The sequence below is a fragment of the Stenotrophomonas sp. 109824_Sma genome, from assembly GCF_056480025.1.
The window spans coordinates 1,764,172-1,788,631 of sequence record NZ_CM151078.1 but is presented as its reverse complement, the minus strand read 5'-3'; the positions used below and the strand labels follow the sequence as shown (position 1 = coordinate 1,788,631).

General features: G+C 66.1%; 34 protein-coding genes. 29 read left to right on the top strand and 5 right to left on the bottom strand.

The genetic code is table 11. The annotated features are described in order from the left end of the window. Positions 1-69: 69 nt before the first annotated feature. On the bottom strand, positions 70-513 hold the full coding sequence (locus ACZK1G_RS08450; RefSeq protein ID WP_478448190.1) for a phage regulatory CII family protein: 444 nt from the start codon (positions 511-513) through the stop codon (positions 70-72). 153 nt (positions 514-666) lie between these two features. After that, positions 667-894, bottom strand: coding sequence for a YdaS family helix-turn-helix protein (locus ACZK1G_RS08445; RefSeq protein WP_478448188.1), 228 nt, complete (start codon positions 892-894; stop codon positions 667-669). Between the two features lie 82 nt (positions 895-976). Here ACZK1G_RS08445 and ACZK1G_RS08440 point away from each other — a divergent pair, with 82 nt between their 5' ends. The 25 genes from ACZK1G_RS08440 (at position 977) to ACZK1G_RS08320 (ending at position 16,102) form a co-directional block, all read left to right on the top strand. After that, positions 977-1,456, top strand: a complete 480-nt coding sequence (locus ACZK1G_RS08440) for a helix-turn-helix domain-containing protein (protein ID WP_478448186.1) — start codon at positions 977-979, stop codon at positions 1,454-1,456. 106 nt (positions 1,457-1,562) lie between these two features. Continuing rightward, positions 1,563-1,763 (top strand): hypothetical protein, encoded by a 201-nt coding sequence (locus ACZK1G_RS08435; RefSeq protein WP_478448184.1) that lies wholly within the window; start codon positions 1,563-1,565, stop codon positions 1,761-1,763. A gap of 12 nt (positions 1,764-1,775) precedes the next feature. After that, positions 1,776-2,396 (top strand): hypothetical protein, encoded by a 621-nt coding sequence (locus ACZK1G_RS08430; protein WP_478448183.1) that lies wholly within the window; start codon positions 1,776-1,778, stop codon positions 2,394-2,396. A gap of 170 nt (positions 2,397-2,566) precedes the next feature. Next, positions 2,567-2,908: a hypothetical protein gene (locus ACZK1G_RS08425; RefSeq protein ID WP_478448181.1), complete on the top strand. Its 342-nt coding sequence runs from the start codon at positions 2,567-2,569 to the stop codon at positions 2,906-2,908. Then, positions 2,905-3,141, top strand: a complete 237-nt coding sequence (locus ACZK1G_RS08420; protein ID WP_478448180.1) for a hypothetical protein — start codon at positions 2,905-2,907, stop codon at positions 3,139-3,141. Before ACZK1G_RS08425 ends, ACZK1G_RS08420 begins: the two co-directional genes overlap by 4 nt. Further along, the gene (locus tag ACZK1G_RS08415) at positions 3,138-3,347 is read left to right on the top strand and encodes a hypothetical protein (protein WP_049402473.1); all 210 of its coding nucleotides are present in this window, start codon (positions 3,138-3,140) and stop codon (positions 3,345-3,347) included. The genes ACZK1G_RS08420 and ACZK1G_RS08415 overlap by 4 nt, the downstream gene beginning before the upstream one ends. Next, positions 3,344-3,484: a hypothetical protein gene (locus ACZK1G_RS08410; protein ID WP_414492032.1), complete on the top strand. Its 141-nt coding sequence runs from the start codon at positions 3,344-3,346 to the stop codon at positions 3,482-3,484. Before ACZK1G_RS08415 ends, ACZK1G_RS08410 begins: the two co-directional genes overlap by 4 nt. Continuing rightward, complete coding sequence (locus tag ACZK1G_RS08405; RefSeq protein WP_478448179.1) at positions 3,481-3,738, top strand: hypothetical protein; 258 nt, start codon at positions 3,481-3,483, stop codon at positions 3,736-3,738. Before ACZK1G_RS08410 ends, ACZK1G_RS08405 begins: the two co-directional genes overlap by 4 nt. 39 nt (positions 3,739-3,777) lie before the next feature. Beyond that, on the top strand, positions 3,778-4,299 hold the full coding sequence (locus tag ACZK1G_RS08400) for a hypothetical protein (protein ID WP_478448178.1): 522 nt from the start codon (positions 3,778-3,780) through the stop codon (positions 4,297-4,299). An 87-nt stretch (positions 4,300-4,386) separates the two neighbouring features. Beyond that, positions 4,387-4,680 carry a KTSC domain-containing protein gene (locus ACZK1G_RS08395; RefSeq protein WP_478448177.1) on the top strand — a complete coding sequence of 98 codons (294 nt, stop codon included), beginning with the start codon at positions 4,387-4,389 and terminating at the stop codon, positions 4,678-4,680. Between the two features lie 209 nt (positions 4,681-4,889). Next, positions 4,890-5,864 carry a hypothetical protein gene (locus ACZK1G_RS08390; RefSeq protein ID WP_197659287.1) on the top strand — a complete coding sequence of 325 codons (975 nt, stop codon included), beginning with the start codon at positions 4,890-4,892 and terminating at the stop codon, positions 5,862-5,864. After that, the gene (locus ACZK1G_RS08385) at positions 5,861-7,558 is read left to right on the top strand and encodes a YqaJ viral recombinase family protein (RefSeq protein ID WP_197659286.1); all 1,698 of its coding nucleotides are present in this window, start codon (positions 5,861-5,863) and stop codon (positions 7,556-7,558) included. The genes ACZK1G_RS08390 and ACZK1G_RS08385 overlap by 4 nt, the downstream gene beginning before the upstream one ends. Next, positions 7,558-7,848 carry a hypothetical protein gene (locus ACZK1G_RS08380; RefSeq protein WP_197659285.1) on the top strand — a complete coding sequence of 97 codons (291 nt, stop codon included), beginning with the start codon at positions 7,558-7,560 and terminating at the stop codon, positions 7,846-7,848. Before ACZK1G_RS08385 ends, ACZK1G_RS08380 begins: the two co-directional genes overlap by 1 nt. Further along, the gene (locus ACZK1G_RS08375; protein ID WP_197659284.1) at positions 7,845-8,066 is read left to right on the top strand and encodes a hypothetical protein; all 222 of its coding nucleotides are present in this window, start codon (positions 7,845-7,847) and stop codon (positions 8,064-8,066) included. The genes ACZK1G_RS08380 and ACZK1G_RS08375 overlap by 4 nt, the downstream gene beginning before the upstream one ends. Continuing rightward, entirely contained in the window at positions 8,063-8,512 is a 450-nt protein-coding gene (locus ACZK1G_RS08370; RefSeq protein ID WP_478448175.1) for a hypothetical protein, read from the top strand. The genes ACZK1G_RS08375 and ACZK1G_RS08370 overlap by 4 nt, the downstream gene beginning before the upstream one ends. A gap of 226 nt (positions 8,513-8,738) precedes the next feature. Then, positions 8,739-9,011: a hypothetical protein gene (locus ACZK1G_RS08365; protein ID WP_197659282.1), complete on the top strand. Its 273-nt coding sequence runs from the start codon at positions 8,739-8,741 to the stop codon at positions 9,009-9,011. Further along, positions 9,008-9,148, top strand: a complete 141-nt coding sequence (locus ACZK1G_RS08360; protein ID WP_197659281.1) for a hypothetical protein — start codon at positions 9,008-9,010, stop codon at positions 9,146-9,148. The genes ACZK1G_RS08365 and ACZK1G_RS08360 overlap by 4 nt, the downstream gene beginning before the upstream one ends. After that, positions 9,145-9,471, top strand: coding sequence for a hypothetical protein (locus tag ACZK1G_RS08355; RefSeq protein WP_197659280.1), 327 nt, complete (start codon positions 9,145-9,147; stop codon positions 9,469-9,471). The genes ACZK1G_RS08360 and ACZK1G_RS08355 overlap by 4 nt, the downstream gene beginning before the upstream one ends. Further along, entirely contained in the window at positions 9,464-11,383 is a 1,920-nt protein-coding gene (locus ACZK1G_RS08350) for a DNA cytosine methyltransferase (protein ID WP_197659279.1), read from the top strand. Before ACZK1G_RS08355 ends, ACZK1G_RS08350 begins: the two co-directional genes overlap by 8 nt. Next, positions 11,380-11,718 carry a hypothetical protein gene (locus ACZK1G_RS08345; protein ID WP_478448172.1) on the top strand — a complete coding sequence of 113 codons (339 nt, stop codon included), beginning with the start codon at positions 11,380-11,382 and terminating at the stop codon, positions 11,716-11,718. The genes ACZK1G_RS08350 and ACZK1G_RS08345 overlap by 4 nt, the downstream gene beginning before the upstream one ends. Continuing rightward, complete coding sequence (locus ACZK1G_RS08340) at positions 11,715-12,347, top strand: hypothetical protein (RefSeq protein WP_197659278.1); 633 nt, start codon at positions 11,715-11,717, stop codon at positions 12,345-12,347. The genes ACZK1G_RS08345 and ACZK1G_RS08340 overlap by 4 nt, the downstream gene beginning before the upstream one ends. After that, positions 12,340-14,853: a DNA methyltransferase gene (locus ACZK1G_RS08335; protein WP_478448170.1), complete on the top strand. Its 2,514-nt coding sequence runs from the start codon at positions 12,340-12,342 to the stop codon at positions 14,851-14,853. The genes ACZK1G_RS08340 and ACZK1G_RS08335 overlap by 8 nt, the downstream gene beginning before the upstream one ends. Continuing rightward, positions 14,850-15,107, top strand: a complete 258-nt coding sequence (locus ACZK1G_RS08330) for a hypothetical protein (RefSeq protein WP_197659276.1) — start codon at positions 14,850-14,852, stop codon at positions 15,105-15,107. The genes ACZK1G_RS08335 and ACZK1G_RS08330 overlap by 4 nt, the downstream gene beginning before the upstream one ends. Continuing rightward, complete coding sequence (locus ACZK1G_RS08325; protein WP_197659275.1) at positions 15,104-15,355, top strand: helix-turn-helix transcriptional regulator; 252 nt, start codon at positions 15,104-15,106, stop codon at positions 15,353-15,355. Before ACZK1G_RS08330 ends, ACZK1G_RS08325 begins: the two co-directional genes overlap by 4 nt. Before the next feature lie 261 nt (positions 15,356-15,616). Then, a complete protein-coding gene (locus tag ACZK1G_RS08320) occupies positions 15,617-16,102 on the top strand; it encodes a hypothetical protein (RefSeq protein WP_101765288.1) in 486 nt (161 codons plus the stop codon). A 14-nt stretch (positions 16,103-16,116) separates the two neighbouring features. On the opposite strand, the gene ACZK1G_RS08315 is transcribed toward ACZK1G_RS08320, so the two are convergent. Beyond that, positions 16,117-16,578: a methyltransferase family protein gene (locus tag ACZK1G_RS08315; RefSeq protein WP_101766393.1), complete on the bottom strand. Its 462-nt coding sequence runs from the start codon at positions 16,576-16,578 to the stop codon at positions 16,117-16,119. A 146-nt stretch (positions 16,579-16,724) separates the two neighbouring features. Between ACZK1G_RS08315 and ACZK1G_RS08310 the strand changes: the two genes are divergently transcribed. Then, entirely contained in the window at positions 16,725-18,746 is a 2,022-nt protein-coding gene (locus tag ACZK1G_RS08310) for an esterase/lipase family protein (protein WP_101765287.1), read from the top strand. Between the two features lie 18 nt (positions 18,747-18,764). Here ACZK1G_RS08310 and ACZK1G_RS08305 read toward each other — a convergent pair whose 3' ends face one another. Continuing rightward, positions 18,765-19,988 carry a cytochrome P450 gene (locus tag ACZK1G_RS08305; protein ID WP_233490848.1) on the bottom strand — a complete coding sequence of 408 codons (1,224 nt, stop codon included), beginning with the start codon at positions 19,986-19,988 and terminating at the stop codon, positions 18,765-18,767. A 380-nt stretch (positions 19,989-20,368) separates the two neighbouring features. Between ACZK1G_RS08305 and hchA the strand changes: the two genes are divergently transcribed. After that, positions 20,369-21,241, top strand: coding sequence for a glyoxalase III HchA (hchA, locus tag ACZK1G_RS08300; RefSeq protein WP_101765285.1), 873 nt, complete (start codon positions 20,369-20,371; stop codon positions 21,239-21,241). A gap of 4 nt (positions 21,242-21,245) precedes the next feature. Beyond that, positions 21,246-21,950, top strand: a complete 705-nt coding sequence (locus ACZK1G_RS08295) for a PA1136 family autoinducer-binding transcriptional regulator (RefSeq protein WP_049445539.1) — start codon at positions 21,246-21,248, stop codon at positions 21,948-21,950. A 20-nt stretch (positions 21,951-21,970) separates the two neighbouring features. Here ACZK1G_RS08295 and ACZK1G_RS08290 read toward each other — a convergent pair whose 3' ends face one another. After that, on the bottom strand, positions 21,971-23,197 hold the full coding sequence (locus ACZK1G_RS08290) for a cytochrome P450 (RefSeq protein ID WP_101765284.1): 1,227 nt from the start codon (positions 23,195-23,197) through the stop codon (positions 21,971-21,973). Positions 23,198-23,597: 400 nt separating this feature from the next. Between ACZK1G_RS08290 and ACZK1G_RS08285 the strand changes: the two genes are divergently transcribed. Beyond that, entirely contained in the window at positions 23,598-24,455 is an 858-nt protein-coding gene (locus ACZK1G_RS08285; protein WP_049445442.1) for an endonuclease/exonuclease/phosphatase family protein, read from the top strand. The last annotated feature ends 5 nt before the right edge of the window (positions 24,456-24,460 follow it).

Sequence of the window (24,460 nt, the reverse complement as noted above, 5' to 3'; positions counted from 1 at the left end):
TGACGGTCAGGAGCGCGCCGGCGACGTACCACAGCTGTCGCACGATGATCATGGCTTTCTCGGTGGCGTTCATACCCCACCCCGCTCCGCCGCTGCCTCAGCGTGCTGGCTGACCTGCACAAGCGCGGCCATGACCTGCTGGCAGGCGCGCGAGATGGCATCAGCCTCATTCGGGGTGATGCGGTTGTCGGCCATCGCTTCCGAGACCAGCTCGGCCAGGTCGCCCTTCGCGGCGGCAGCCGACAGCAGTGCGGTGATCAGGGTGCCGGACTCAGGTGCATCGACACGCTGAGCGATGAAACCGTGCTCTGCGCACAGCGCATGCAGGATCCGGTAATCATCGGTGCGCGCCATTAGCGCATCCGCCTCCTGCAGGCTCAGTAGGTTGCGGTCAGTGTTCGGGTTGACCTTGCCGCGCAGGGTCGCGGCAGACATGCCCATCCTGGGCGCCAGGGCCTCACTGCCGCCCGGGTACTGGTGGACGGTGTCGTAGGCGGCATCAGTGACATTCATGGGCGGGTTACTCGATTGGAGACGGGGCGGCGACGGCGGCGCACCATCTGCGCCATGGACGAAATCAACTCAGGGAAGAAAGGGGCCGCTCTCCAGCTCCGGGCCCGCGGTCACCACACGCGCGGGATGGTTGGAGATCGGCCGGGACCGAGATCACGCTGCCGCCTCTCGCCGGTCGTCGTTGGCCGCCGGTGGGCCGAAGACGTCCGGGCGCAGCAGATGGCGGGATACCCCCGTCGCTGCCTCGATGGCGAGGACGTGCTCTGCAGGGACCTTCCCGCGCTTGCGCCAGTTGCTGACCACGTTCTGGGCGACGCCAATGGAGGCTGCGAGCTTTCCGACGCCTCCAGCTGCTTCGACTGCCTGGGTTAGTGTGTTCATGTCCGGCACTATCACATATCGTGATCCTTCAATCAACACGCATCGTGTTAGACTGGTATCACGCCCCGTGAAGAATGGCCGCATGGCCTTCTCCGACAACCTCAAACGTCTGCGCCTGGCGCGCGGAATGACCCAAGAACAGCTGGCCCTTGCCTGTGGCTGGTCTGGCCAGAGCCGCATTGCGAACTACGAGTCGTCAGCGGCCAGCGCCCGCGAACCGAAAGTTTCTGAAGTGCCATTGATCGCTTCTGCCCTCGGCGTTCCCGTCGCAGAACTGTTCGGAGAGTCCGCTGCCACGTCTCAGGTTCAGCGACTGGACTTTGAAAGGATCTCAGCCGCGGTCACCGTGCTACGGACCTACCTGGAGCTGATGGGCAAGCCCATCTCCATGGTCGAGGACCCGCTGCTACTGGAGATCGCGCATGAGGTGGTTCAGGAGTTCGGAGGGAACAACCCGGCGGACAACGTTCTGGACCTGACAAAGGTGCTTGCCGAGAGGATGAGGGGTGATGGGATTGAGCAACGATCGATTCGGAGAGCTGGCGCGACGTCTGGCCGCTAGGACTGCAGAAATTGAATCCCAACACGTGGCTAGGCCTCGCCTGCAAATCGTGAAGCGCCATCCCATGCCGGGGATGGACGCGATAACCAGGGAGTCACATTGCAAGATGATCCGTCACCTGCGGCGACGCTGGGGTTTCCCGATGCAGGTCATCATCGACCAAGCTACCTTTGGCCTTTCTTCCATTGATGCTTTGGAGGACGACGCACTGATGCAGCTACACCGTGACCTGGAAAGAGCGCAGGACTGCATGCGCGAGGGCATCAGCTTCGAAGACGCGGGCCTGCTGCGTTCGCAGTTCGGCTAGGAGGACACACGGATGAAACTCAAGCTTTTGCTATGCACTGCGCTACTCGCTGGCTGCACCAACTCGCATGAACCACCCGCGCCGGAAGCAATCAACGAGAGTTCAGCTCACGACATCGTCGGGATCAAGCTCGGTGCAGATGTCCAGGCCATCGCAGAGTGCAGCAAGCACCGCGAAGGGGAATTCAATGTGTACTCGATACCCTATGGTCCGCGCCCATGCACGGCGAATTCACACCTATCTCTGAACGCGCCGAACCCACCCGAGGCTGATCCAAGTATCAAAGCAGGCGCATCAGAGATCGAGGTCCAGATCGCACCGCCCTTCGGAGTGAAATCCCAGGCTAAAGTCAGCGTAGTTGACGGCCGTGTCGAGCGGGTCCTGATTTCGACGGCGCCGGTCGACGCACAGCGAAACGTGCTCGATGCCCTTACTGAGAAGTACGGTAAGCCAACCTCCTTGCGAGTAAGGCCGATGCAGAACGCGTTCGGTGCGAAGCTGGATTCCATTGAGGCAAGCTGGAATCTACCGCTCATGGATATCTCCTTCATTGGCGCAGTTAGCTTGGATGAAGGCGTGATAGTCGCCGCCATTCCAGGTAGGCCTTCTCCTTCGAATCCCGCGAAGTTCTAACCTCTGGCCCCGCCTTCCCGGGGCCCCTCTTCCGCGCTGTAGAACCTGCGCCCCAGCCGCACCCAGACCGCCTGCAAAGAAACATCACATACCGTGTTGACACACGGCATCACGCTATGTGATTCTAGCCCCGTCGCCCAGCAACCCGTGCTGGACCGCCGGAGCCCGAGATGGACCACACCGCCCTCAATTTAGCTTCCCACCGTGCCCAGGCAACCTGGGAAAACCGCGAAGACCCGCGAATCGCCGCTGAGGCCGCCGTCGACAGCACGGCGCTGGAGGCCCTTCGCGCCGCTCCGACCATGCTGGAGCAGACCTTCGGCCTCCAGTCGCCGGCCTTCTGGGCCAAGGCTGCCCGCCTTCTCGATTCCTGCCAGGACGCTGCCTTCGCGGCCCTGATCCGTGATGCCCGCGACGCCTACGTCAACGAGGAAGTCGAGGACACGGCCGACGACAAGGGCCTTTCCGCCAATGGCGCAATCGACCATCTGCTAGCGCAGGTGGCGGCATGAGCGCCACCGTCCTCCAGATCCTCGACGACGAAATCGAGGTCATCAGCCAAAGCCTCTCGCGCCACCGCAGCCGTGCTGACCGCACCGCCGCGCGTAAGGGCGAGCGCGACATCCACGCCGACCGGGTCTGCGATTGGGCGGAGTACCGCCGCGACCGGTTGCGCGCCGCAAGGGCCGAAGTTGCCCGCCTCATCGCCAGCAACCAGCACGCACCCGAAGGAGCAACCGCATGAACACCAACGTTCGCCAGATCCGCGAGTTCCAGGCCGTGCGCGACGCGATCGCCTGCACTGGCCTGAGCCCGGCGCCGCTGTTCCAGCGCCTCAATGCCGAGCAGCGCCGGGGCTATCGCGGCCTGTCTGTGGTCGACAACGCGCTGCGCCTGCGCCGCCAGTTCCGCGACGAGTTCAGCAACCAGCCCGATCCGGAGGCCGCATGAGCTTCGAACAGGCTATCCGGAAGGAGACGGTGCGCATGTCGCTGGAATTCATGGCCTATGGCGCGCTGATCGGCTTCATCGTCGGCGCGGCAGCCGTGCTGATCCTCCAGGCCATGTTGAAGGCGGTGATGTCGTGAGCCGCCGCCTCGCATACATCCTCGCGCCGGTCCTGATGTGGGGGCTGATCTGTGGCTTCGCTGCCGCCGGCGCGCTGCTGGCCGTGATGCATGGCAACTACCTGTCGCTGCTGATGGTCCGCGCGGTGCTGGCCGGCGCTGCCTATCAGACCGCTCTGGAATGGTTCCGCGCCGAGACGGCGCTGGCCGAACGCCGCAGCAGCATCCAGTCCCTGACCTCCGCCATGCCGGTACCGGCGGAAGACCTGCAGTAACCCACTGCCGGCCCGGCCGGCTCAACCGACGAGGTCCCAATGTTCAAGATCGAAAAGAAGGTCGCGACGATCACAAACCTCAACGTGCGCATCGAGAAGCACGGCGAGGAGCGGAATCTGGCGATCGACATCCACTTCGCTGTCAGCACCGGAAACAACGTGCTGGACCACTTCGACAAGGATCTGCGCAAGTCGCTGTTCCGCAAGGCTGGGAAAGGCGAGCAGCAGTCACTACCGACCATCGGCGAGACGCTGACCGAGATCAAGCATCCCGGCCTGGAGCCGATCAAGCTCAGCCACGAATTCAAAGGCTATGAGCTGCAGTTGGACGGTGAACTGGACAGCACCCAGCCGATCTTCCTCACCGACGTAAAGGTCAAGAAATTCGGCGTCGCCGCGAAAGAGGGCGGAACGGTCGACCTGACGTTCAAGGCCTCAGCCAACGTCACGCCCGACGAAGTCGCCGAGCTGACCGAGGCGCTGATCCGCCAGTCCGTGGTGCTGACCCTGCAGCAGGGCCAGGCCAACGAAGCCACGCAGCAGGACGACCTCGCCGCCTGATCCCCCTGCCCTGCGCCTTCCCCCTGTGGCGCAGGGCTGACAGCCCGGAAAGCACGGGCACCTCTCTACCCGCCCAGGAGAACACCCATGACCCGCACCATGCCGGAACGGAATCACATCGCGCTGTTCGACGTGCAGTCGAGCCAGATCCACAGCATCGGCCACGACGCCGACACCAACACCCTCGCCATCCGCTTCACCAGGGGCTATGGCGACAAGCGCGGCCCCGGCTCGCTTTACCACTACGCCAACTTCAGCGCCGAGGAGTTCCTGGCGTTCAAGGACGCCGACTCGCTGGGCAAGCACTTCGGCGCGTACATCAAGCCGTTCCCGGAGAAGTACCCGTACCACAAGGTCGCCGAGCAGCAGCAGGCAGCCTGATCGTCTATGGAGAGGAATGCGCAGGCTGATGCGCAGCTACGGTCCGCCTGATTTGCCCCCGGCACCAGATCGAGCCGGGCCACTGCCGAAAGGGTGACGTCCCTCCGGTCAGGACCAAGAAAACACCGCAGGCAAGCCGGAGATCAGCACCGGCCCTCTCCACCCCCTATTCCGTGCACGCCGGCCCTGCCGGCCGGAGATCTGAATCCATGAATGCCCAGGTACAGGAAGGCCAGCTCGTCCCCGAGGAGGGCATGGCCGCGATGATCAACCGCTCGGAAATCGAGCAGCAGATCAGCACCGCCCGCCGCTTCCCCCGCTCGCTGAAGAAGTTCCGCGACGAAGCCATCCAGATGGTCACGCTGAGCCAGAGCATCGCTGAGCAGTGTGTCTATGCCCTGCCGCGCGACGGCAAAACTATCGAAGGCCCTTCCGCCCGCTTCGCCGAGGTGATCGCCTCTGCGTGGGGCAACAACCGCGCCGGCGCCCGCGTCATCGATGACAAGGGCGAGTTCATCATCGCCCAGGGCGTGTTCCACGACCTGGAGCGGAATGTCGCCATCACCTACGAGGTGCAGCGCCGGATCGTGGACCGGCAGGGCCGCCGCTTCAAGCCCGACATGATCGGCGTGACCGCCAATGCGGCCTGCTCCATCGCGCTGCGCAACGCCGTGCTGAAGGGCGTGCCCAAGGCCTTCTGGGAGGACATGTACGTCGAGGCACGGAAGGTGATCATGGGCGACATCAAGACGCTGGCCAACCGCCGCGCCGATGCCCTCGCCCACTTCCAGCGCTTCGGCGTCACTGCCGAACAGGTCTGCGCGAAGTTGGGCGTCGCCGGCGTCGAGGACATCGGCTTGGAGCACCTCGTCCTGCTGCGCGGCATCGTCACCGCCATCAAGGAAGGCGACACCACCCCGGAAGACGCGTTTGCCACCGAGGGCGCGCCCACGGCCCAGCGCAAGACGCCGCCGGCCTACACCGATGAAGCCTTCGCCTTGGCCCTGCCGCAGTGGGAGGCCGCCATCAAGGCCGGCAAGAAGACGCCCGACGCGATCATCACGATGGCGCAGACCAAGGGCGCGCTCAGCGACGCGCAGAAGAAGCAGATCCTGGCGCTGGCCGCGAAGCCCGAAAGCGAGCAGCAGGCCGGCCCGGCCGTGGCTGAGGAGGTGGTCGAATGATCACCGTCGACCTGATCCAGGGCACGCCGGAATGGCATGCCCACCGCGCTACCCACTTCAACGCCAGCGACGCGCCGGCCATGATGGGCTGCAGCCCGTACAAGACCCGCAGCCAGCTGCTGCGGGAGTTCGCCACCGGCGCGACCATCGAGCACGACGCTGCCACGCTGCAGCGCTTCGCCGACGGCCACCGCTTCGAAGACCTGGCCCGGCCGCTGGCCGAGCGCATCATCGGCGAGGAGCTGTATCCCTGTGTTGGCGTGGATGGCAAGTTCTCGGCCAGCTTCGACGGCCTGACGCTGCTCGAGGACAAGGCCTTCGAGCACAAGTCGCTCAATGACGACCTGCGCCTGGCCATGCCGCTGGACGGCGGCGACGCCTGCCTGCCGCTGCACTACCAGGTGCAGATGGAACATCAGGCAATGGTCAGCGGCGCCGAGTGCGTGCTGTTCATGGCGTCGAAGTGGAACGGAGACGAGCTGGTCGAGGAGCGCCACTGCTGGTACACGCCGAACTCGGAACTGCGCGCCAAGATCGTGGCCGGCTGGGCCCAGTTCGATGCCGACGTGATGGCCTATGACCCGGCGCCGGTAGCCGAGCCGGTGGCCGCCGGCCGCGCCCCGGACCAGATGCCGGCCCTGCGCATCGAAGTGACCGGCATGGTCACCGCGTCGAACCTCGCCGAATGGAAGGAGCAGGCCATCGCCGTGTTCCAGGGCATCAGCACCGAGCTGGTCAGCGACCAAGACTTCGCGGATGCCGAGAAGACGGTGAAGTGGTGCGGCGACATCGAGGATCAGCTGAAGGCCGCCAAGCAGCACGCGCTCAGCCAGACCCAGAGCATCGACCTGCTGTTCAAGACCATCGACGCGATCGCCGAGGAAGCACGCTCCAAGCGCCTGGCGCTGGAGAAGCGCGTCAAAACCCGCAAGGACGAGCGCCGCACCGAGATCGGCAACGCTGCCCGCCGCGCGGTGCAGCAGCACGTGCTGGCCATCAACGAGACGCTGGGCGAGCACGCCATCCCGATGCCGGCCACGCTGATCGTCGATATCGGCGACGCGATGAAGGGCAAGCGCTCGTTCGCCAGCATGCAGGAAGCAGTGGACACGGTGGCTGCCAACGCCAAGGTCGATGCCAGTCAGTCGGCTGAGCGGATCCGCGCCAACATCCGCGTCATGGAGATGGAGGTGGGCACGCATGCCGCCCTGTTCCCGGACCGCGTGCAGCTGTGCTCCACGAAGTCGGCGGAGGATCTGCGCAACCTGATGGCGGCGCGTATCTCCCAGCACCAGCAGGCCGAGCAGGAACGCCTGGACGCCGAGCGCGAGAAGATCCGCAAGGAGGAGGAGGCGCGTGCGCAGAAGGCCGCAGCCGCTGCATCAGAGCAGCAGCCCGAGCCCGTGGCCTCGCCGGCAGCAGCACCGGTGCGCACCGCGCCGACGGCAGTGGCCAGCGTCCAGGCACCGAGCGCCGCACCGCGCGAGGTCGTCAAGATCAAGCTGGGCCAGGTCGTGGACCTGATCGCTCCGCTGAAGATCGACGCCGAAGGCCTGCGCCAGTTGGGCTTCGAGCCGGTCTCTACCGAACGCGGCTCGAAGCTGTACGACGCCAGCCAGATCGATGCCATGCGCGGCGCGATGATCCGCCACCTGCAGCAGCCGCTGCCCGACACCTACGCGCAGGCCGCGTGATGGAGTTCTGGCGCACCAGCGAACTGCGGGCCCTGCGCCAGATGGAGGGCCGCGACGCGATGACCGTCGCGGCTGCCCTCGGGCGCTCGCCCCGCGCAGTCCAGGACATGGCCCGCTGCCAAGGCATGCCGGTACCGCGCCAGCGTCACGCCCGGTATTGGCCGGTCACCACCAAACGCCGCGCCCGGCAGCTCCGGGCCAGCGGCAACACCGTCAACCAGATCAGCGCAGCGCTGGGTGTCCCGTTCGGGACCGTGCGTCGCTGGGTCTACGAAGGAGCAGCAGCATGACAAGCATCCACGTGAAGCCAGTCTTCAGCGGCGCCACTGATCGCGAGAAGGAGCAGCACCGGCAGAAGCTGGCCAGCGACCTGGCTCGCTTCGAGGCGGCCGGCGGCAAGGTCCAAGTCCTGGGCACCACCGGCATCGACAAGAGCACGATCAGCCGCCGGCAGGTGGTTGAGGGTGGCCACGGTCGCCGCGGCGGGAAGAAGGCGGCCAGCGCATGATCCGTCGCCGCCAGCTGTTCCGGCATGAGCCGCACAATGAGATCTACGGCGACTGCCACCGGACCGCCATCGGCTGCCTGCTCGATCTTGAGCCGTGGCAGGTGCCGCATTTCGTCCAACTCGGGCATACCGTCCCGGGCTACACCTGGGAGGCTGGCCAGGCCAAATTTTTGGCAGAGCACGGCCTGTTCGCCGTCGACCTCTACTTCGATGGCAGCTCGCTCGACGGTGTCCTGGGCTTCATGCAGAACCGCAACCCGACGGCGTACTACCTGCTGGCCGGCCAGAGCCCACGGAAGACTGACCACTCCGTAATCTGCTGCGGCGGCGCCTTCGAATGGGATCCTCACCCCGATGGCGGGTTCTTGGTAGGCCCGATGTCTCACGGCTTCTACGAGATCACCTTCCTGCTGCCGCTGGCAATGCAGATGCAGGAGGCCGCATGAGCAACTGTCCCTTCTGCCGGTGCGACCCATACCACTACGAAGATGTAGGCGTTGGGTACGTCGCCGTGGCCATTACCTGCTGCGACATGGGCATCTCCCTGTTCGCAGAGAAGAAGACCGAGCGAGATGCAGCGCGCCGCATCCTTCGCCTACGCGGCAGCCACTCCCCACGACGCAAGGCCCGCGCGCAGCGACTGTTGGCGCTGATGGAAGCCGGAGAGTACCCATGAGCCGCCACGTCGCACGCCGCGCTCCCAAGGAAACCATCGGTTTTGCCTGGGGCCGGTTCCCGACCGTCGACGGTAGTGCCATCACCTGGCGCCTGTACCGCCGTGACCACCGCCGTGCGCTGCACATGCACGTCTTGACGTTCTTCGCGCACGACGACCGCGCCGTGATAGCGGCTCGCCTGCGCAGCGCGCGCCGCTACCTGCGCGACAAGGTGGACGACATCGATCTGCAGGCGATGGGCATCACTGACCTGGAGCAAGCCGCATGACCTACATCCACCCGAACGACCGGGTCTACGCGCTGGAGCGCGCCCTGGCCGCCGCCATCGCCCAAGGCGAGGACCGCAAGGTGCAGGACGACCTGCGCGAGATCCTGGCCGAAGCTCGCCGCGAGGCCCGGGGGTGAGCGGCCTGGTGCTGGTGCCGGCGCCGGAGGTGCCCGGTATCCCTGCCCGCATGCGGCAGCCGACGAAGGACGCCTACCGGCAGTGGCTGACCCAGGCCAATGAGCGCATCGAGCAACTGCAGGCCGAGGTGGCCGAGCTGCGCGCCGGCGGCAGCACCAGCTCCAGCACCACCCGGCTCGCATTGGTCGCGGACCTGGTCACCGCCGCAACTGCCCTCGGGCACCACGAAACGCTGCGCTCGAGCAGCGACGAAACCATCGACTACTGGCGCACGCGCGTTGAGCAGCTGCGCGCCGAACTGACTGGAGAAAACCATGGCTGACGGCTCCCGAGCGCCAGACATTCGCATCACCCCGAAGTCCCGCACTCGCGCCGCGCTGGTCGGCGACCTGTTCTGCGGTGCCGGCGGCCTTTCGAACGGTGCGGCGCGCGCCATGCGAGAGCTGGGCCGGCCGGTGCAGCTGATTGCCGTGAATCACTGGCCTGTCGCCATTGAGACGAACCGCCGCAACCATGCGGACCACGCCGACCGCATCCACTGCGCGGATCTGGAATCGGCGCTGCCGCTCACGCTGGTGCCCGAGGGCCGGCTCGATCTGCTCATCGCTGCCCCGTCGTGCGTGTTCCACAGCCGTGCGCGCGGCGGCCGGCCGGTGCATGACCAGCAGCGCATGGATCCTTGGCACGTCGTCCGCTGGTGCACGGAGCTTCGGGTCGGACGCATCCTGGTGGAGAACGTGCCCGAGTTCATGGAATGGGGCCCGTGCAGCCTGGTCACCGGCCGGCCGATCAAGTCCCGCCGCGGCGAGTACTTCTGCGCATGGGTTGCCGCGCTCGAGGCCGTAGGTTTCAAGGTCGACTGGAAGGTCCTGACCTGTGCGGACTACGGCGACCCCACCACGCGTCGGCGCTTCTTCCTGATCGGCCGCAGCGACGGCAAGCGCCTGCGCTGGCCCGAGCCGAGCCATGACCGGGTGGGCGGTACCGACCTGTTGGGCAGCCGACAGCGCTGGCGCGGTGCGCGCGAGGTAATCGACTGGACCATGACTGGCAACAGCATCTTCAGCCGGAAGAAGCCCCTGAAGCCCAACACGCTGCGTCGGATCCTGGCGGGCGCGCAGAAGTACCGCTGGCCCCAGCCCTATAACGACGCAGTGCAGGCGCTGCTGGACGGCACCGTGCCGCGCCTAGTGTTCAACCGTGCGGACGCTATCGCCCAGGGCCTGATCGAGGTGGACCCGATGCTGGTGCACCTGCGCGGCACCAGCGCGCAGCACCTGCAGGCCACGGCGAAGTCCGCCGACGAGCCGCTGCCCACGCTCACTGCAGGCGGCGGCCATGTGGGGCTGGTACTGGCCACCAGCAGTGGTGGTGCAGCGCGTGATCTGGACCAGCCGCTCCCAACGATCACTACCGGTGGCGCTGGCAGCGAGCGCCCCGGCTGCGCACGGCCGCAGCTGGTCGAGCCGATCATCGTGCCCACGTCGAACACCAGCAGCGCCGGCGTGCCGCGCTCTGCCGCTGATCCGATCCGCACGGTCACCACTGCCAAGGGCGGCGACCAGGCACTGGCAGTGCCGCTGGTTGCCCCGTACTACGGCGGCGGGTCAGGGCTCACTGCCTCGTCCGTGGCCGAGCCGGTCCCGTCAGTCACCACCAAGGCACGATTCGGCCTGGCTGAGCCGGTGCTGATGCGCGCCTCGCACGGCGACAGCGACGGCAGGGACCCCGCAGGCCGAGTGCTGGATCTCGACGGACCGCTGCCGACCCTGACTGCAGCCGGTGGCGACATCAGCATGGCGCAGCCCATCGTCATGCGCGGCAACGTCGGCACCGGCCGCACCGGCGACATGCGGCCGGCCAGCGAGCCCATGCCCACCATTACCTGCTCCGAATCCCTGGCGCTGGCCGAGCCGTTCACCATGCCGGTGACCCACCACGGCGGCGAGCGCGTGCGCGGCTTGGATGAACCGCTGCCGACCATCACCGGTGCCAACCGGGGCGAGCTGGGCCTGGCCGCCGCTGCGGCAGACGGGGCCGACGAGATCCGCATCGATATCAACTACCGGATGCTGCACTGGCGCGAGCTGGCACGGGCCACCTCGTTCGATGACGAGGGCGAGGTCTACGACTTCGCCGGCAACGCCACCGAGATCACCAAGCAAATCGGCAACGCGGTCCCGAACCGCACCGCAAAGGCGCTGGTCAAGGCCCTGATGCAGGAGGCCGCATGAGCGCCCGTCGCCACCAGGTGATGCATGTGCGCCGGAAGATCACCGGCCGCCCGATGGTTATCGCCAAGGACGCGCGCACGGTTCGCGAGCTGCTGCGCCGCCACCTCCGAGAGGAGGGCATGCGGCTGATGGATCTGGCCCCGGCTTGGGGCCGCAGCGCGCACACCGTCTATTCCCTGTTCGCTGTCAACCGACCGCTCGCACCTGAGCATCTGGAGGCATCGATTCAGGCCCTCGGCCTGGATGAGTTCGACGCCAACGAGCTGCGCCTGCAGGGCGCCCGCGAGGCTGGCTGGCAGATCGATCCCACCTTCCTTCTGGAGAAGCACGCATGACCACCGACAAGACCCCCGCCACCCTGGCGACCGTAAAGCACGGCGGATGCGTGCAGTTGGGGGATGGGCTGCTGCCCTGCCCGTTCTGCGGAAACGGTGCCGAGTTCGTGCCCTACAAGAACAACGGTCTCACCCTGAAGTGCAAGAGCATGGGCTGCATCCAGCGACACCAGCGCACCCTCCGCTACGGCATCGAATGGCTGCGGACCTCGATGACAGAACACTGGAATACGCGCAGCCTCGCCGCCCTGCCCTCCCCGGCCGACGCGCTCCCAGATATCGAATCATGGTCCAAGGGATACGATTCCGGGTATGCGCGAGCAGTTGCCGACTTCGCCGCCAGCCAGCGGGTGGTGCAGATCACCGACACCGAGATCGACGCACGTCTCAACGCTTTGTACCGCGAGATGGTGGATAGCGGCCAGCACAACGGCGGCATGTCGGGCGTTGCGTGGGACCGGGCCGTCTTTCGCATGGCATCGAAGCAACACGCGCAGGCTGTGGACTTCGGGCGGTTCCGTCAGCCGGTCGAGTTCTTCATCGCGTACACCTTCCCGGGGACGCCGAGCCGCGCTGAAGGCGAACGCCTACTGGCCCTGATCGACAGGACGGCGGTGGGCAATGGCTGACCCCTACCGCGACTTCCTCGAGCGCAAGGTCCGCGTCGCGCCGTCTCTGGGCTTCGAATTGCAACCGGAGGATGTCTCCCCGATCCTGAAACCTCACCAGCGCGACAGCGTAGTCTGGGCCTGCCAGGGCGGGCGCCGCGCATTGTTCCAGCGCTTCGGCTTGGGCAAGAGCGTGCAGCAGCTGGAGATCTGCAGGCTCGCCCGGCAGCACCAGGGCGGCGCGGTCGGCATCGTGATCCCGCTGGGTGTTCGCCAGGAGTTCCGGCGCGATGCCGCGATGCTGGGCATCGCCACCCGGTTCGTGCGCTCCAGCGACGAGGTCGACCCCGAGTTCGACGGCGTGCACCTGACCAACTACGAATCGGTGCGTGACGCGAAGCTGGACCCCAACCTGTTCACTGCGGCCAGCCTCGATGAGGCTTCAGTCTTGCGCAGCTTCGGATCGAAGACCTACCAGCAGTTCCTGACGCTGTTCGATGACGTCCGGTATCGGTTCGTCGCCACCGCCACCCCGAGCCCGAACCGCTACAAGGAGCTGATCCATTACGCGGGCTTCCTGGGCGTCATGGACACCGGCCAGGCGCTGACCCGCTGGTTCAAGCGCGACAGCACCAAGGCGAACAACCTGACCCTGTACCCGCACAAGGAGCGTGAGTTCTGGCTCTGGGTGGCCAGCTGGGCCCTGTTCCTGCAGCGCCCCTCCGATCTGGGCTACAGCGATGAGGGGTATGACCTGCCCGCCCTGCAGGTGCATTTCCATGAGGTGCCGGTTGACCACGGCAGCGCCGGTACTGAACGCGACGGCCAGGCCAAGATGTTCCGCGATGCCGCACTGGGGGTCATCGATGCCGCCCGCGAGAAGCGCGACACCCTGCCCGCGCGCGTGGCGGCGGTTCAGGAGATCGTCGCTGCCCGGCCGGACGACCACTGGCTGATCTGGCACGACCTGGAAGCCGAGCGCCACGCCATCGCTGCAGCGGTACCGGAGGCGGTCAGCATCTACGGCGACCAGGATCTGGACGAGCGCGAGGCGGCGGTTGTGGCCTTCAGCGACGGCGAGACCCGGATCCTGTCGGCGAAGCCGGTCATCGCCGGCAGCGGCTGCAACTTCCAGCGCCACTGCCACCTGGCCGTGTACGCCGGCATTGGCTTCAAGTTCAACGATTTCATCCAGTCGATCCACCGCATCCAGCGGTACCAGCAGCAACACGGCGTCGAGGTGTGGATCGTCCACGCTGAAAGCGAGCGCGAGGTGCTGGCCAGCCTCATGGAGAAGTGGAAGCGGCACGAACAGATGGTGGAGAAAATGAGCGAGATCATCCGGGAATACGGCCTGAGCAAGGCCGCCATGGCGCAGGTGCTGCAGCGCTCGATCGGCGTGGAGCGGATCGAGGCCAGCGGCGAAGGCTGGACGGTAGCCAACAACGACTGCGTGCTGGAAGCGCGCGTCATGGCCGAGGACAGTGTCGACCTGATCGTGACCTCGATCCCGTTCGCCAATCACTACGAATACAGCCCCAGCTACAACGACTTCGGGCACACCGACGACAACGCGCACTTCTGGGCCCAGATGGACCACCTGGCGCCGGAGCTGCTGCGGGTCCTGAAGCCAGGACGGATCGCCGCCATCCACGTGAAGGACCGGATCCAGTTCGGCTCCGTCACCGGCGCGGGCGCGCCGACCGTGAGCCCCTTCCATGCCGAAACGATCTTCCATTACCGCCAGCACGGCTTCGACTACATGGGCCTGATCACCGTCGTCACGGACGTGGTGCGCGAGAACAACCAGACCTATCGCCTGGGCTGGTCGGAGCAGTGCAAGGACGGCACGAAGATGGGCGCCGGCTCCCCGGAATACATCGTGCTGCTGCGAAAGCCGCAGACCAACCGGTCCAAGGGCTATGCCGATGAGCCGGTGCGGAAGGAGAAGGCCGCCTACACCAGGGCGCGCTGGCAGGTCGACGCGCATGCGTTCTGGCGCTCCAGCGGCAACCGCCTGATGACGACCGAGGAGTTGGCCAAGCTGGGGCCCGGGAAACTGGCCAAGATCTTCACCCAGCACAGCCTGGCCGAGGTCTACGACTACGAGGCCCACGTGCGCATCGGTGAGCAGCTGGAGGCACGCGGGGCGCTGCCCTCTGACTTCATGTCACTGGCGCCCGGCAGCCACCACCCCGATGTGTGGCACGACGTGAACCGCATGCTGACGCTCAACGGTGACCAGACCAAGAAGGGCCTGGAGAACCACATCTGCCCCCTGCAGTTCGACATCGTGGATCGCCTGATCGAGCGCTATAGCAACCCGGGTGAGCTGGTGTTCGATCCCTTCGGCGGGCTGTTCACCGTCCCGTACCGCGCCCTGAAGCTGCGCCGGCGCGGCCGGGCCGCAGAGCTGTCTACCAGCTACTTCCTTGATGGGGTGAAGTACCTGCAGGCCGCCGAGCGGGAGATGTCGATGCCTGACCTGTTCGAAGGCCTGGAGCCGCCACTGGATCAGGCCGCATGAACGCCGACCTGCTGCAGGGCACCGACGTGCCCGACTACCGCGAGGTGGGGCACATTCTGGCCAGCCTGTCGGGGGTGGACCTCGCCAAGGCCAGCAAGGCCACCGTGCGCTCCTGGGAGGCCCGTGGCCTGGCCCTGATCGAACTCTCCCGTGGGGACCGGGCCGAAGCCGACCGGATCATGGCCCCCGTATCGAAACGCCGCCGCCGCGGCACCAATCTGGCCGCCGCCGGCGCGCCGAAGGAGGAAGCATGAGCGACAACATCATGGCGAGCCCAACCCCGCTCGTCTTCATTCGGATGCCGGAGGTCCGGCGCCGCACTGGCCTGAGCAAGACCACCATCTACAAGCGGATCCATGAACGGACGTTCCCGGCTGCGGTTCCTCTCGGAGAGGGCATGGTTGCCTGGGTTGAAGCGGAGGTAGACGCCTGGCAGGCCGAGCGTCTGGCGGAGCGGTCGCCACCCGACCCAGAGGAATCGAACCTGTTAAGGGCGGCGTAGGCGGGGGCATCATTGGGGGCATGCGTCTTCAGCGACGTGCCAAACCACTTTCCCTATCAACAACTTGCGGGCTTCGTGGGATAGAGCCCACCTCCACCATCTGTATGGCCTGTCGAGGCCGCAAGAAGCCGGATCTCCCGTCGATGGGGTTCCGGCTTTTTTGTGCCTGCTCGTCGTGCAGGAAGCGTGGCGCATAATCAGGATGAAGCTCCCCCTCCATCGCTGCATTCCCCCGCCCTGCTACCGCCAGAAGGATCTGCAATGAAAACCGCCACAACCACGCTCGCCCTGCTCCTCGCTGCTTTCGCCGCTGCCCCAGCCACACACGCTGCCACACCAGCCATCGCGCCCCCCGGCACCGCCACGCTCGAAGCGCTGCTGGCCTGCAAGGCCGGCTCGAACTTCAGTGCGGCCGAAGCCATCGATGCGCTGCAGGCGGCCGGCCTGGCCAAGAAGCCAGGCGGCACGTTCGAGCCGGAGGACAAGCCGGTCGCGCTGTTTGGCGGCACGGTCACCAGTGCCGATGTAAACGTGGCCGAAGGCGAGAAGAGCCTCTTCGTGTACTTGAACGGTGTCGATTCCAAGCGCCTGGCCAAGGCCTGGTCGGTGACCGAGGTCAACGAGCACGCCAGTACCGAAGAGCCGTCCTACGTGAAGCGCATCGACAAGCGCCACACCCTGCACGTGATCGCGGGTGACGACTACGAAGGCTATTCGGCAGCGGTGAAGTGCCAGATCAGCCGCTGATGGGGTAGCCGACGCTACAGCCAGCGCGGCACGCGATGACGGTACTGCGCGTACGCCTCGGGAAAGCGGGCCATCAGTGCCCGCTCCTCCGGCAGGATCTGCAGCCGGGTGATGTACACCAGGAACAGCGGCACCACCAGCAGCGCGATCAGGTTCTGCAGGTACACCATGGCACCAAACAGGACCAGCGCCTGGCCGAGATACATCGGATTTCGCGTGCGGCGGTAGATTCCGCTGGTAACCAGCGCGCTCGACGCCGAAGGCCGCAGAGGATTGACGGTGGTACCGGCGCGCTGGAACGACAGCTTGGGCAGCAGATTGAGCACGACACCCAGCGTCATCGTCACGCCTGCCAGCAGGATCGGCACCGGCACACGAAAGTGCAAACCCGGCAGCAGCCAGCGTGCTGCAAAGCCTGCAGCGGCGCACAGCAGCAGTACCACGGGCGGGGGAATGCGGGTTTCAAGCCAGGCCATCGCGATCACCGTGTCCCTTCCATTCACCGCAGTGTCACACGGCAATGGCTGAATCGCCCACGGCGGCCAGGCCCAAACCGACCGCCCGGTCTATTCCGCTTTGACAGGCCGGCCGCTAGAGTGGCGCCACCGCGCAGGAGGATCGTATGGCTACCACGGGCTTGGGCTTCATCGGCCGCACGACCCTCATCATCACCGTGCTGCTCACCCTGGGTGGCTGCGCGACGCTTCGCCAGTTCGGGCCGTCGGTGCAGGTCGCCTCGGTCACGCCCGGCCAGTACATCGCGCTCAAGCGCGGTGACATCCTCACCTCCGGCAAGCTCAGCGCGGCAACCACGGAGACCCTGCGGGTGGCCGGCCTCGACGAAGGCGTCTGTGCCAAACCCGGCCTGCCCTGCATCGAGGCGATGGAAGGTAGCATCGTGGTGCGCGAGGAAGACAAGCGCTCCAGCCTGGCCGAGCTGTGGCTGCAGTATGCGATGACCCTGCCGGCGCCGAAGCGCGAGTACTCGGCATCCGGCCGCGCCAAGACTGCGATCACCGAGCTGGATGCCGACTTCCAGCCGCGCCTGGACGCCTGGATGCAGGTTGCGCGCCAGGCCTATGCCTATCTGTTCTTCACCGAACGCACCGCCAACCAGCGTGGTTTCGAAGACCGCCAGACCCAGGTGCGCGACTACTACAACCTGGCTGTGCAGGAAGCCTCGGTGCAGCTGTACAACGCGTATGCCACCGGGCGCGTGCACGGCCAGGCCAGCCATTTCCAGCTGGGCCGCTGGACCTTCGTGCTGGCCCCTTCAGGCGAAGCATCGCCGCTGGATACGCGTACCCCCACCGAGCTGGTACCGGCGGCCTCGCTGTCGTTCACCGGCACGCTGCGCAGCGTGCATCGCCGCGATGGCTTCGGTGCCGAGCTGGTGGCGGTGATGGACGACCCTGCCGGCAGCACGGCCACCCCGCCTGCGGCAACGACGCCTGCCACGCAGGCAGGCACCCCAGCCCCGCAGAGCTGGAGCGAGATGCCCTCGCCTTCGATGACGGTGCTGCTGCGCTTCTCGGGCAAGAACCTGTGGGAAGTGCTGCATGACGACGAGCCGGAACTGGAGATCCACGATCCCTACCAGGTCTCGGAAGTGACCCTGCATGGCCAGCAGGTGCCGCTGGCGGCCAACTTCACTGCGGGCTATGCACTGTGGCTGGCACGCTCGAACTTCAGCCACCAGTCGCTGCGCTCGTTGTTTGGTGGCAAGGGCGGCATCGACACGCCGCATCTTTACATGATGCAGCCCTACGACCCGAACCGCCGCGTGCTGTTGATGATCCATGGCCTGGCCAGCAGTCCGGAGGCCTGGGTCAACGTGGCCAACGAACTGATGCGCGACGACGAGATCCGCCAGGACTTCCAGGTCTGGCAGTTCTATTACCCGACCAACATGCCCATCGCGATGAGCCACGATGCAATGCGCCACACGCTGGCCGAAGTGTTCAAGCACTTCGACCCCAGCGGCAAGGCGCAGGCCTCGCATGACATGGTGCTGGTCGGGCACAGCATGGGCGGGGTGATCGCGCGCTTGATGGTGTCCTCTTCCGGCGACCACCTGGTCGACACCCTGCTGGCCACCGCGCAGATGACGCCCGCCCAGCGCGAGCTGCTGCGCACCAAGGGCGCGCCGGTGCTGACCTTCCTGCCGGAACCGGAAGTATCGCGGGTGGTGTTCATCGCCACGCCGCATCGCGGCACCGACGTGGCCGGCACCCGCCTCGGCCGTTGGATTGGCCGCCTGGTACGGCTGCCGCTGACCGTGCTGGAAGACGTGACGACGCTGGCCAACGACGGCCAGATCGATCGCAACGATGGCAAGCACGGCTACCAGATGAACAGCATCCAGAACCTGGACAAGGACGATCCGTTCGTCCGCGCCGTCGCCGACCTGCCGATGTCACCGAAGGTGCACTACCACTCGATCATCGCCCGCGCCAAGGCCGATGGCCCGCTGGAAAAGACCGACGACGGGCTGGTGCCCTACTGGAGCTCGCACCTGCCGCACGCGGATTCGGAGAAAGTGATCGTGTCCGGGCACAGCGTGCAGGAAGCCACGCCGGCCATCATCGAGCTGCGGCGGATCCTGCATGAGGACATGCAGGAATACGGACGAACGGGGAAGTAAGCCGCCGGCCCCGGCAGATCAGGCACCTGCCGTGCGCCGCGAGAACGTACCGTGCAGCGCTGCCGGGATCGCGAAGCCCTCCATGCGCACCTCGGGCCGGTAGCCGGCGCTGGGGGTGAAACGGAATTCGCGCGCCAGCAGCCCGCACAGCAGTACCAGCTGCGCGTTGCCGACCGCCGATCCCACGCAGGAACGCGTGGGGAAGCCATAAGGCACATAGATACCAGCGGTGCGCTTGCGCCGCTCCGGCAGCCAGCGATCGGGATCGAACTGCAGCGGGTCATCCCAGTACTTCGCCGAGCGATGCTGGATGAACGAGCTCAGCTCGAACACCGTGCCCTCGGCGATGGCCTGCCCTTCCACCTGCAGATCGCAGGCGGCCACGCGACGGTTGTTGAAGGGCGTGGAGTACAGCCGCATTACTTCCTTCAGGAAGCGCATGGTGCAGGGAATCCTGGCCATCGGCAGCGCATGGATCTCCGCATCCGAGAGCGGTGCGAATTCCTCCTCGATGCGCTGGCGCCAGTGCGGATGCATCTGCATCGCCAGCAGCAGGCAGGCGGCCATCATGCCGGGCACGCCGGAAATGGCGATCAGCTGCACGGTGACCAGGTAGGTAACCTTGTCCAGGCCGATGCGCTCGCGCAGGCTCAGCAATGACTGCGCGTAGTCCAGCGGCACGCGCCCGTCGCGTACGCGTCGCTTCAGTTCGGCGGCGATCGCCCGCGATTCGCCGCGACCGATGAGGAAGTTGCGCAGCAGATGACGCCGATGGATGACCTGCTCGACCTGGGTGGTGTAGCGCAGATGCAGGGCGCGTTCGATGGCCGCGGTGCCGCGCGCGTCGAGTCCGTCGATCACCAGTGGCACCAGCGGATGCGCCATCACCTTCCACACGGCGGGCGTGGCATCCAGCTCGCGCCCGCACAGTGCGTCCAACGCCTGCCGCATGCGCGACTGCAGCGCCTCCAGGGTCTGCGCTCCGGTAAGCTCAGCACTGCGCGTGGCGATCAGGCTGCGTACTTCGGTCCAGCGCACGCGTTCGTGCCGGCGGAACAGGTCGGCCAGCGACTCGACCACGAACAGGTGCTCGGAATTCTTCTTGTCGACCTTGCCGGCCAGCTCCGGGCAGAACACCCCGATGCCGCCGGTTTCCAGTTTCAGCACCGGTCCTTCGCGCTCCACGCGCGCAGCCAAGCGCTCGGCAGCAATGGCGCTGCCTTCATTCGACATCCCTTGCATGCAGTGCGTCTCCGGCAGGAAGGGACTCGAAAGACGAGTCCCTTCGTCTTGCTACCGCTCAATCGCGGGGTTGCCCCGCAGGATCAGAACTCGACCCAGAGCGGCCAGGTATTCCACACACTGCTCTTCTCGTTCGGATGGATATTCAGAGTGACGCGCAATGCTCGGGCGAATCTTTTCATTTTCATTCCTTTGCTTGCTGTGTGGTTATGCCGGGATTATCCCGGCACCGGCTAGATAACACGACATAATCCTGCTGTCCAACCGGGCCGCTGCCGCGATGCAGCATCCGGGTGATGGTCCATTGAGGGGAATCCCTCATCGCGCCTGCGCACGCGGCCTCCTATGCTGGGCTCACTTTCCCCCCAACGGAGGTCCGCATGAACACGCAAGAGCCCAGCCGCCAGCCCAGCCCCGATCCGGCCGAGCGCGATGCCTTCTTCCCGTCGCCGTATTCGCTGTCGCAGTTCACCTCGCCGAAGAGCGACCTGTCCGGCGCCGACTATCCGGATGCGCGCCGCGATGGCCGCTGGAAGGTACTGATGATCGCCGCCGACGAGCGTTATCTGCCGACCGCCAATGGCCACCTGTTCTCCACCGGCAACCACCCGGTGGAAACCCTGCTGCCGATGTACCACCTGGACAAGGCCGGCTTCGATATCGACGTGGCGACGCTGTCCGGCAACGCCGTCAAGTTCGAATGGTGGGCCTTCCCGCGCGAGGACCGCGAGATCGGCGCCCTGTACGAACGCTACGAGGCGCGCTTCCGCCAGCCGTTGCAGCTGGACGAGGTGGTGGCTGGCCTGGGCGCCGATTCAAACTATGCCGCCATCTTCATTCCGGGTGGCCACGGCGCATTGATCGGCCTGCCTGAAAGCACGGCAGTGAAATCCGCGCTGCAATGGGCCATGGCCGGCCAGCGCCACATCATCACGCTCTGCCATGGCCCGGCAGCGCTGCTGGCGGCAGGTATCGACGAAGCCGGGGGTGGTTCGCTGTTCCGTGGTTACCGCATCTGTGCCTTCCCCGACGCGATGGACCGGCAGACACCGGAGATCGGCTACATGCCGGGGCAGTTGCGTTGGTTCTTCGGTGAACGCCTGGCCCAGCAGGGCGTGCAGATCGTCAACGAGGGCATTGATGGCAGCGTGCTGCAGGATCGCCTGCTGCTGACCGGCGACAGTCCGCTGGCCGGCAATGCGCTGGGCAAGCTGGCCGCGCGCACGCTGCTCGACGCGCTGGCCGGGCGCTGAGCCAATGCCTGCGCTGGTGCCCGCGCTGCTGGAACTGGAACAGGCGCGGTCGCTGGCCGCGGTGGGCGGCGTGCTGCGCGCCGCCGCCTCGCCACTGGGCTACGACCGGCTGCTGGTGTTCGCCACCGGAACCGGGCTGGAGCGCGACGCGCAGCGCGTGTACTGGATCGAGGGTGACTGGTTCGGCGACGGCAGCGATACCGATCTCACCCGCTACCTGCACGCCTGCCCGGTCAACCGCCATGTGCTGGACAGCAATGCGCCGTTCTTCTGGAGCAAGCGCCAGGGCGTGCGCGGCGAACGCTACCAGGTGGTGAAGCAGCCGCGCGGCGATGGCCTGCATGGGTTGCAGGTACCGGTGTTCGGCCCGACCGGCCTGGAAGGTGCGGTCAGCTTCGCCGGCACCTCGATTGATGCGTCCGCCAGCGCGCGCCTGCAGCTGGAAATGGTCGGTGCGTCAGCCTTCCGTGCGGCGCGGCGGCTTGCCGAAGCGCCGGCGGATGTTCCCGTAGGCGCTTTGAGCGCACGCGAACGCGAAGTGCTGCGCTGGGTTGCCGCTGGCCGGCGCCAGGCCGAAATCGCGGCCACGCTGGGGCTGTCTGCACGCACGGTGGAGAACCATCTGCGGCGAGCGCGGCAACGGCTCGGCGTGGCTACCACCGCGCAGGCGGTGCGCGCGGCAGCCCGCCGTGGCGAGATTGAAGACTGATCCAGGCACTGCCGTTGCCGTCACGCGCAGCGCGGCGTCAGCGTACCGATGAAGTCGACCGGAATGGCAAAGCCTTCCAGCTGCATCCACGGTGTTGGCTCATCCTGTACCGTCAACTCGAAATCGCGGGTCACCAGCGCGCAGAACAGCAGCAGCTGCGCGTGGCCGACCGCACTGCCGATGCAGGCCCGCGAGGAAAAACCGAAAGGTACGTAGGCGCCCTTGTTGGCCTGGCGTCGCTCCGGCAACCAGCGATCAGGATCGAAGCTGTCCGGGTTCTGCCAATACTCCGGGGAGTGATGCTGGAAGTAGGACGACAGCTCGTACGCCCCGCCCTTGCGGATGCACACGCCCTCGATATCGATATCGTGCGAGGCCGGACGGTGCAGGGCGAACAGCCCCGGCCACAGCCGCAGGGTTTCCTTGACGAAACGCGACGTGCACGGCAGCGACTTGATCGGCAGTGCGTACAGCTGCTCCAGGCTCAGCGCCGAGGTTTCCTCGCGGATGCGCGCCTGCCAGTGCGGAAAACGGTGCATTGCGTACAGCAGGCTGGCCGCAGTGATGCCCGGCAGGCCCGACATGCCGGCCAGCACCATCGATACCAGATAGGCCACGCGATCCACCCCCACCCGCTGCACCAGCGGCAGCAGGGATTGCAGGAAGTCCTCGCGCGGCACGGTCCCGCGTGCACGACGCCGGATGTGCCGCGACACCGTGCGGGCCGCGCGGCGGGAAAGATGGAAGTCGATGATCCGTCGCCAGAACGAGAAGTTCTGCAGCACGATGGCGTTGTATCGGGTCTTCTGCTCACCGATGAGCGCATCGACATCGGAACGACTGAGGCCATCGATCAGCAGCGGCAACAGCGACTGCGAAATCGTCCACCAGCTCAGTTCGCTGAGGTCGTGCGGCCTGTCCGCGCGCTGGGCAAGGAAGCCGTGCATGCGCGTGTAGAGGTCGCGCATGTGGCCGGGACTGGCCAGCCGCCCGGCCTGCTCGCTCAGCAGTGCCCGCACCTCGCGCCACGCAACCGGATCCCTGCCTCTGCGCAGCCCGAGAAAATCAATCAGTGAATCCGGTACGGTGTGCTGGTCGGTGTTGGCCTTGTCGATCCTGACCGCCAGGGCCGGATCAAAGATGCCGACAACATCATTGTTGAAGCGCAGTACCGGCCCTTCGCGACGCACGCGTTCGAGCAGGTCATCGATGGAAACCACTTCCGCATCCGCTGCCCGCTCATCCATGCCCTGCCTCCAATGCCAGGGAAGATCATCGACCTTCCCTGGCCATGTCATCGAATACGTGGAGTCCTTCCGGTCAGAAGATATTCCAGTAGCGATACTTGGAACGGATGCACTGCGTGGAATTGTCCGAACGCAGGTTCAGCGACACCTGCAGGGCGCGAATCAATCGTGACATGGCACAGCTCCTTGTGGTTCCGTTGATGGTTGCTGCGGCGCCGGATTCAGTGGCCGGCAGCGCCGTTCTAGCACGCAGGCCCGCGCGGGCGGGTCAATGCGCCGTCAAGGCCCTGCTGAATACGCCGCGGCGACCGGCGGATACCGCCAGCGCACGCACAGCCATGAACAGGCAATCCGTGCGATGCTCCGTGAAACCGTTTTCATGGAATGGAGGGATTCCACGATGTTGTCACGTTTCCGTCGCCCCGTACTGTGTGCCCTGCTGGCGCTTGCCCTGCCTGCGACCAGCGCCTGGGCCGCAGCCCCCGCGCCGTTGAAGGTGATGTCGTTCAATGTGCGCACCCCGGCCGATACCGAACCCGGCAAGCGCTGGCCCGACCGTCGCGATGCGATGGTGAAGGTCATCCTCGATGCGCACCCGGCGGTGATCGGCACCCAGGAGCTGGTGCAGGAGCAGGCCGAGTACCTGGCCGGCCACCTGCCCGGCTACCGCTGGTTCGGCGAAGGCCGCCGCGGTGGCAGCGGCGACGAGCACATGGGTGTGTTCTACGACAGCACGGTGCTGGCGATCGAGGAATCAGGCAACTTCTGGCTGTCCGACACGCCTGATGTGCCCGGCAGCATCACCTGGGGCAACCTGTACCCGCGCATGGTCACCTGGGCGCTGTTCCGCCGCATCGACGACGGCCGCCGCTTCTATTTCATGGATACCCACCTGCCCTACCGTGACGAGGACGAACCACGCCGGGTGAAGGGTGCCGAGCTGATCGGCAAGCGCCTGGCCAGCCTGCCGGCCGACCTGCCGGTGGTGCTGACCGGTGACTTCAACAGCGAGCCCGGCGGTGACACCTACAAGGCATTCACCCGTGTGCTGCAGGACACCCGTGCCCAGGTGAAGGCACCGCAGGGCCCGCGACTGACCTTCCACGATTTCACCGGCAAGGCCACCGTGCAGCTGGACTGGGTGCTGGTGCGCGGCTTCCGTGCGCGCAGCTTCCTGACCGATGACCGCCGCATCGACGGCGTGCTGCCATCGGACCACTTCCCGCTGGTCGTCGAACTGGACTGGCCGAAGCACTGAACCCC

Coding starts and splice junctions, on each gene's coding strand:
- ACZK1G_RS08350 (WP_197659279.1), top strand. CDS start 9,464: ATGGCTGACGGCTCCCGAGCGCCAGACATTCGCATCACCCCGAAGTCC.
- ACZK1G_RS08375 (WP_197659284.1), top strand. CDS start 7,845: ATGACAAGCATCCACGTGAAGCCAGTCTTCAGCGGCGCCACTGATCGC.
- ACZK1G_RS08365 (WP_197659282.1), top strand. CDS start 8,739: ATGAGCCGCCACGTCGCACGCCGCGCTCCCAAGGAAACCATCGGTTTT.
- ACZK1G_RS08430 (WP_478448183.1), top strand. CDS start 1,776: ATGAAACTCAAGCTTTTGCTATGCACTGCGCTACTCGCTGGCTGCACC.
- ACZK1G_RS08400 (WP_478448178.1), top strand. CDS start 3,778: ATGTTCAAGATCGAAAAGAAGGTCGCGACGATCACAAACCTCAACGTG.
- ACZK1G_RS08420 (WP_478448180.1), top strand. CDS start 2,905: ATGAGCGCCACCGTCCTCCAGATCCTCGACGACGAAATCGAGGTCATC.
- ACZK1G_RS08370 (WP_478448175.1), top strand. CDS start 8,063: ATGATCCGTCGCCGCCAGCTGTTCCGGCATGAGCCGCACAATGAGATC.
- ACZK1G_RS08380 (WP_197659285.1), top strand. CDS start 7,558: ATGGAGTTCTGGCGCACCAGCGAACTGCGGGCCCTGCGCCAGATGGAG.
- ACZK1G_RS08330 (WP_197659276.1), top strand. CDS start 14,850: ATGAACGCCGACCTGCTGCAGGGCACCGACGTGCCCGACTACCGCGAG.
- ACZK1G_RS08345 (WP_478448172.1), top strand. CDS start 11,380: ATGAGCGCCCGTCGCCACCAGGTGATGCATGTGCGCCGGAAGATCACC.
- ACZK1G_RS08445 (WP_478448188.1), bottom strand. CDS start 894: ATGAACACACTAACCCAGGCAGTCGAAGCAGCTGGAGGCGTCGGAAAG.
- ACZK1G_RS08440 (WP_478448186.1), top strand. CDS start 977: ATGGCCTTCTCCGACAACCTCAAACGTCTGCGCCTGGCGCGCGGAATG.
- ACZK1G_RS08415 (WP_049402473.1), top strand. CDS start 3,138: ATGAACACCAACGTTCGCCAGATCCGCGAGTTCCAGGCCGTGCGCGAC.
- ACZK1G_RS08395 (WP_478448177.1), top strand. CDS start 4,387: ATGACCCGCACCATGCCGGAACGGAATCACATCGCGCTGTTCGACGTG.
- ACZK1G_RS08410 (WP_414492032.1), top strand. CDS start 3,344: ATGAGCTTCGAACAGGCTATCCGGAAGGAGACGGTGCGCATGTCGCTG.
- ACZK1G_RS08360 (WP_197659281.1), top strand. CDS start 9,008: ATGACCTACATCCACCCGAACGACCGGGTCTACGCGCTGGAGCGCGCC.
- hchA (WP_101765285.1), top strand. CDS start 20,369: ATGAACACGCAAGAGCCCAGCCGCCAGCCCAGCCCCGATCCGGCCGAG.
- ACZK1G_RS08320 (WP_101765288.1), top strand. CDS start 15,617: ATGAAAACCGCCACAACCACGCTCGCCCTGCTCCTCGCTGCTTTCGCC.
- ACZK1G_RS08295 (WP_049445539.1), top strand. CDS start 21,246: ATGCCTGCGCTGGTGCCCGCGCTGCTGGAACTGGAACAGGCGCGGTCG.
- ACZK1G_RS08435 (WP_478448184.1), top strand. CDS start 1,563: ATGATCCGTCACCTGCGGCGACGCTGGGGTTTCCCGATGCAGGTCATC.
- ACZK1G_RS08390 (WP_197659287.1), top strand. CDS start 4,890: ATGAATGCCCAGGTACAGGAAGGCCAGCTCGTCCCCGAGGAGGGCATG.
- ACZK1G_RS08450 (WP_478448190.1), bottom strand. CDS start 513: ATGAATGTCACTGATGCCGCCTACGACACCGTCCACCAGTACCCGGGC.
- ACZK1G_RS08310 (WP_101765287.1), top strand. CDS start 16,725: ATGGCTACCACGGGCTTGGGCTTCATCGGCCGCACGACCCTCATCATC.
- ACZK1G_RS08290 (WP_101765284.1), bottom strand. CDS start 23,197: ATGGATGAGCGGGCAGCGGATGCGGAAGTGGTTTCCATCGATGACCTG.
- ACZK1G_RS08335 (WP_478448170.1), top strand. CDS start 12,340: ATGGCTGACCCCTACCGCGACTTCCTCGAGCGCAAGGTCCGCGTCGCG.
- ACZK1G_RS08285 (WP_049445442.1), top strand. CDS start 23,598: ATGTTGTCACGTTTCCGTCGCCCCGTACTGTGTGCCCTGCTGGCGCTT.
- ACZK1G_RS08315 (WP_101766393.1), bottom strand. CDS start 16,578: ATGGCCTGGCTTGAAACCCGCATTCCCCCGCCCGTGGTACTGCTGCTG.
- ACZK1G_RS08325 (WP_197659275.1), top strand. CDS start 15,104: ATGAGCGACAACATCATGGCGAGCCCAACCCCGCTCGTCTTCATTCGG.
- ACZK1G_RS08305 (WP_233490848.1), bottom strand. CDS start 19,988: ATGCAAGGGATGTCGAATGAAGGCAGCGCCATTGCTGCCGAGCGCTTG.
- ACZK1G_RS08340 (WP_197659278.1), top strand. CDS start 11,715: ATGACCACCGACAAGACCCCCGCCACCCTGGCGACCGTAAAGCACGGC.
- ACZK1G_RS08385 (WP_197659286.1), top strand. CDS start 5,861: ATGATCACCGTCGACCTGATCCAGGGCACGCCGGAATGGCATGCCCAC.
- ACZK1G_RS08425 (WP_478448181.1), top strand. CDS start 2,567: ATGGACCACACCGCCCTCAATTTAGCTTCCCACCGTGCCCAGGCAACC.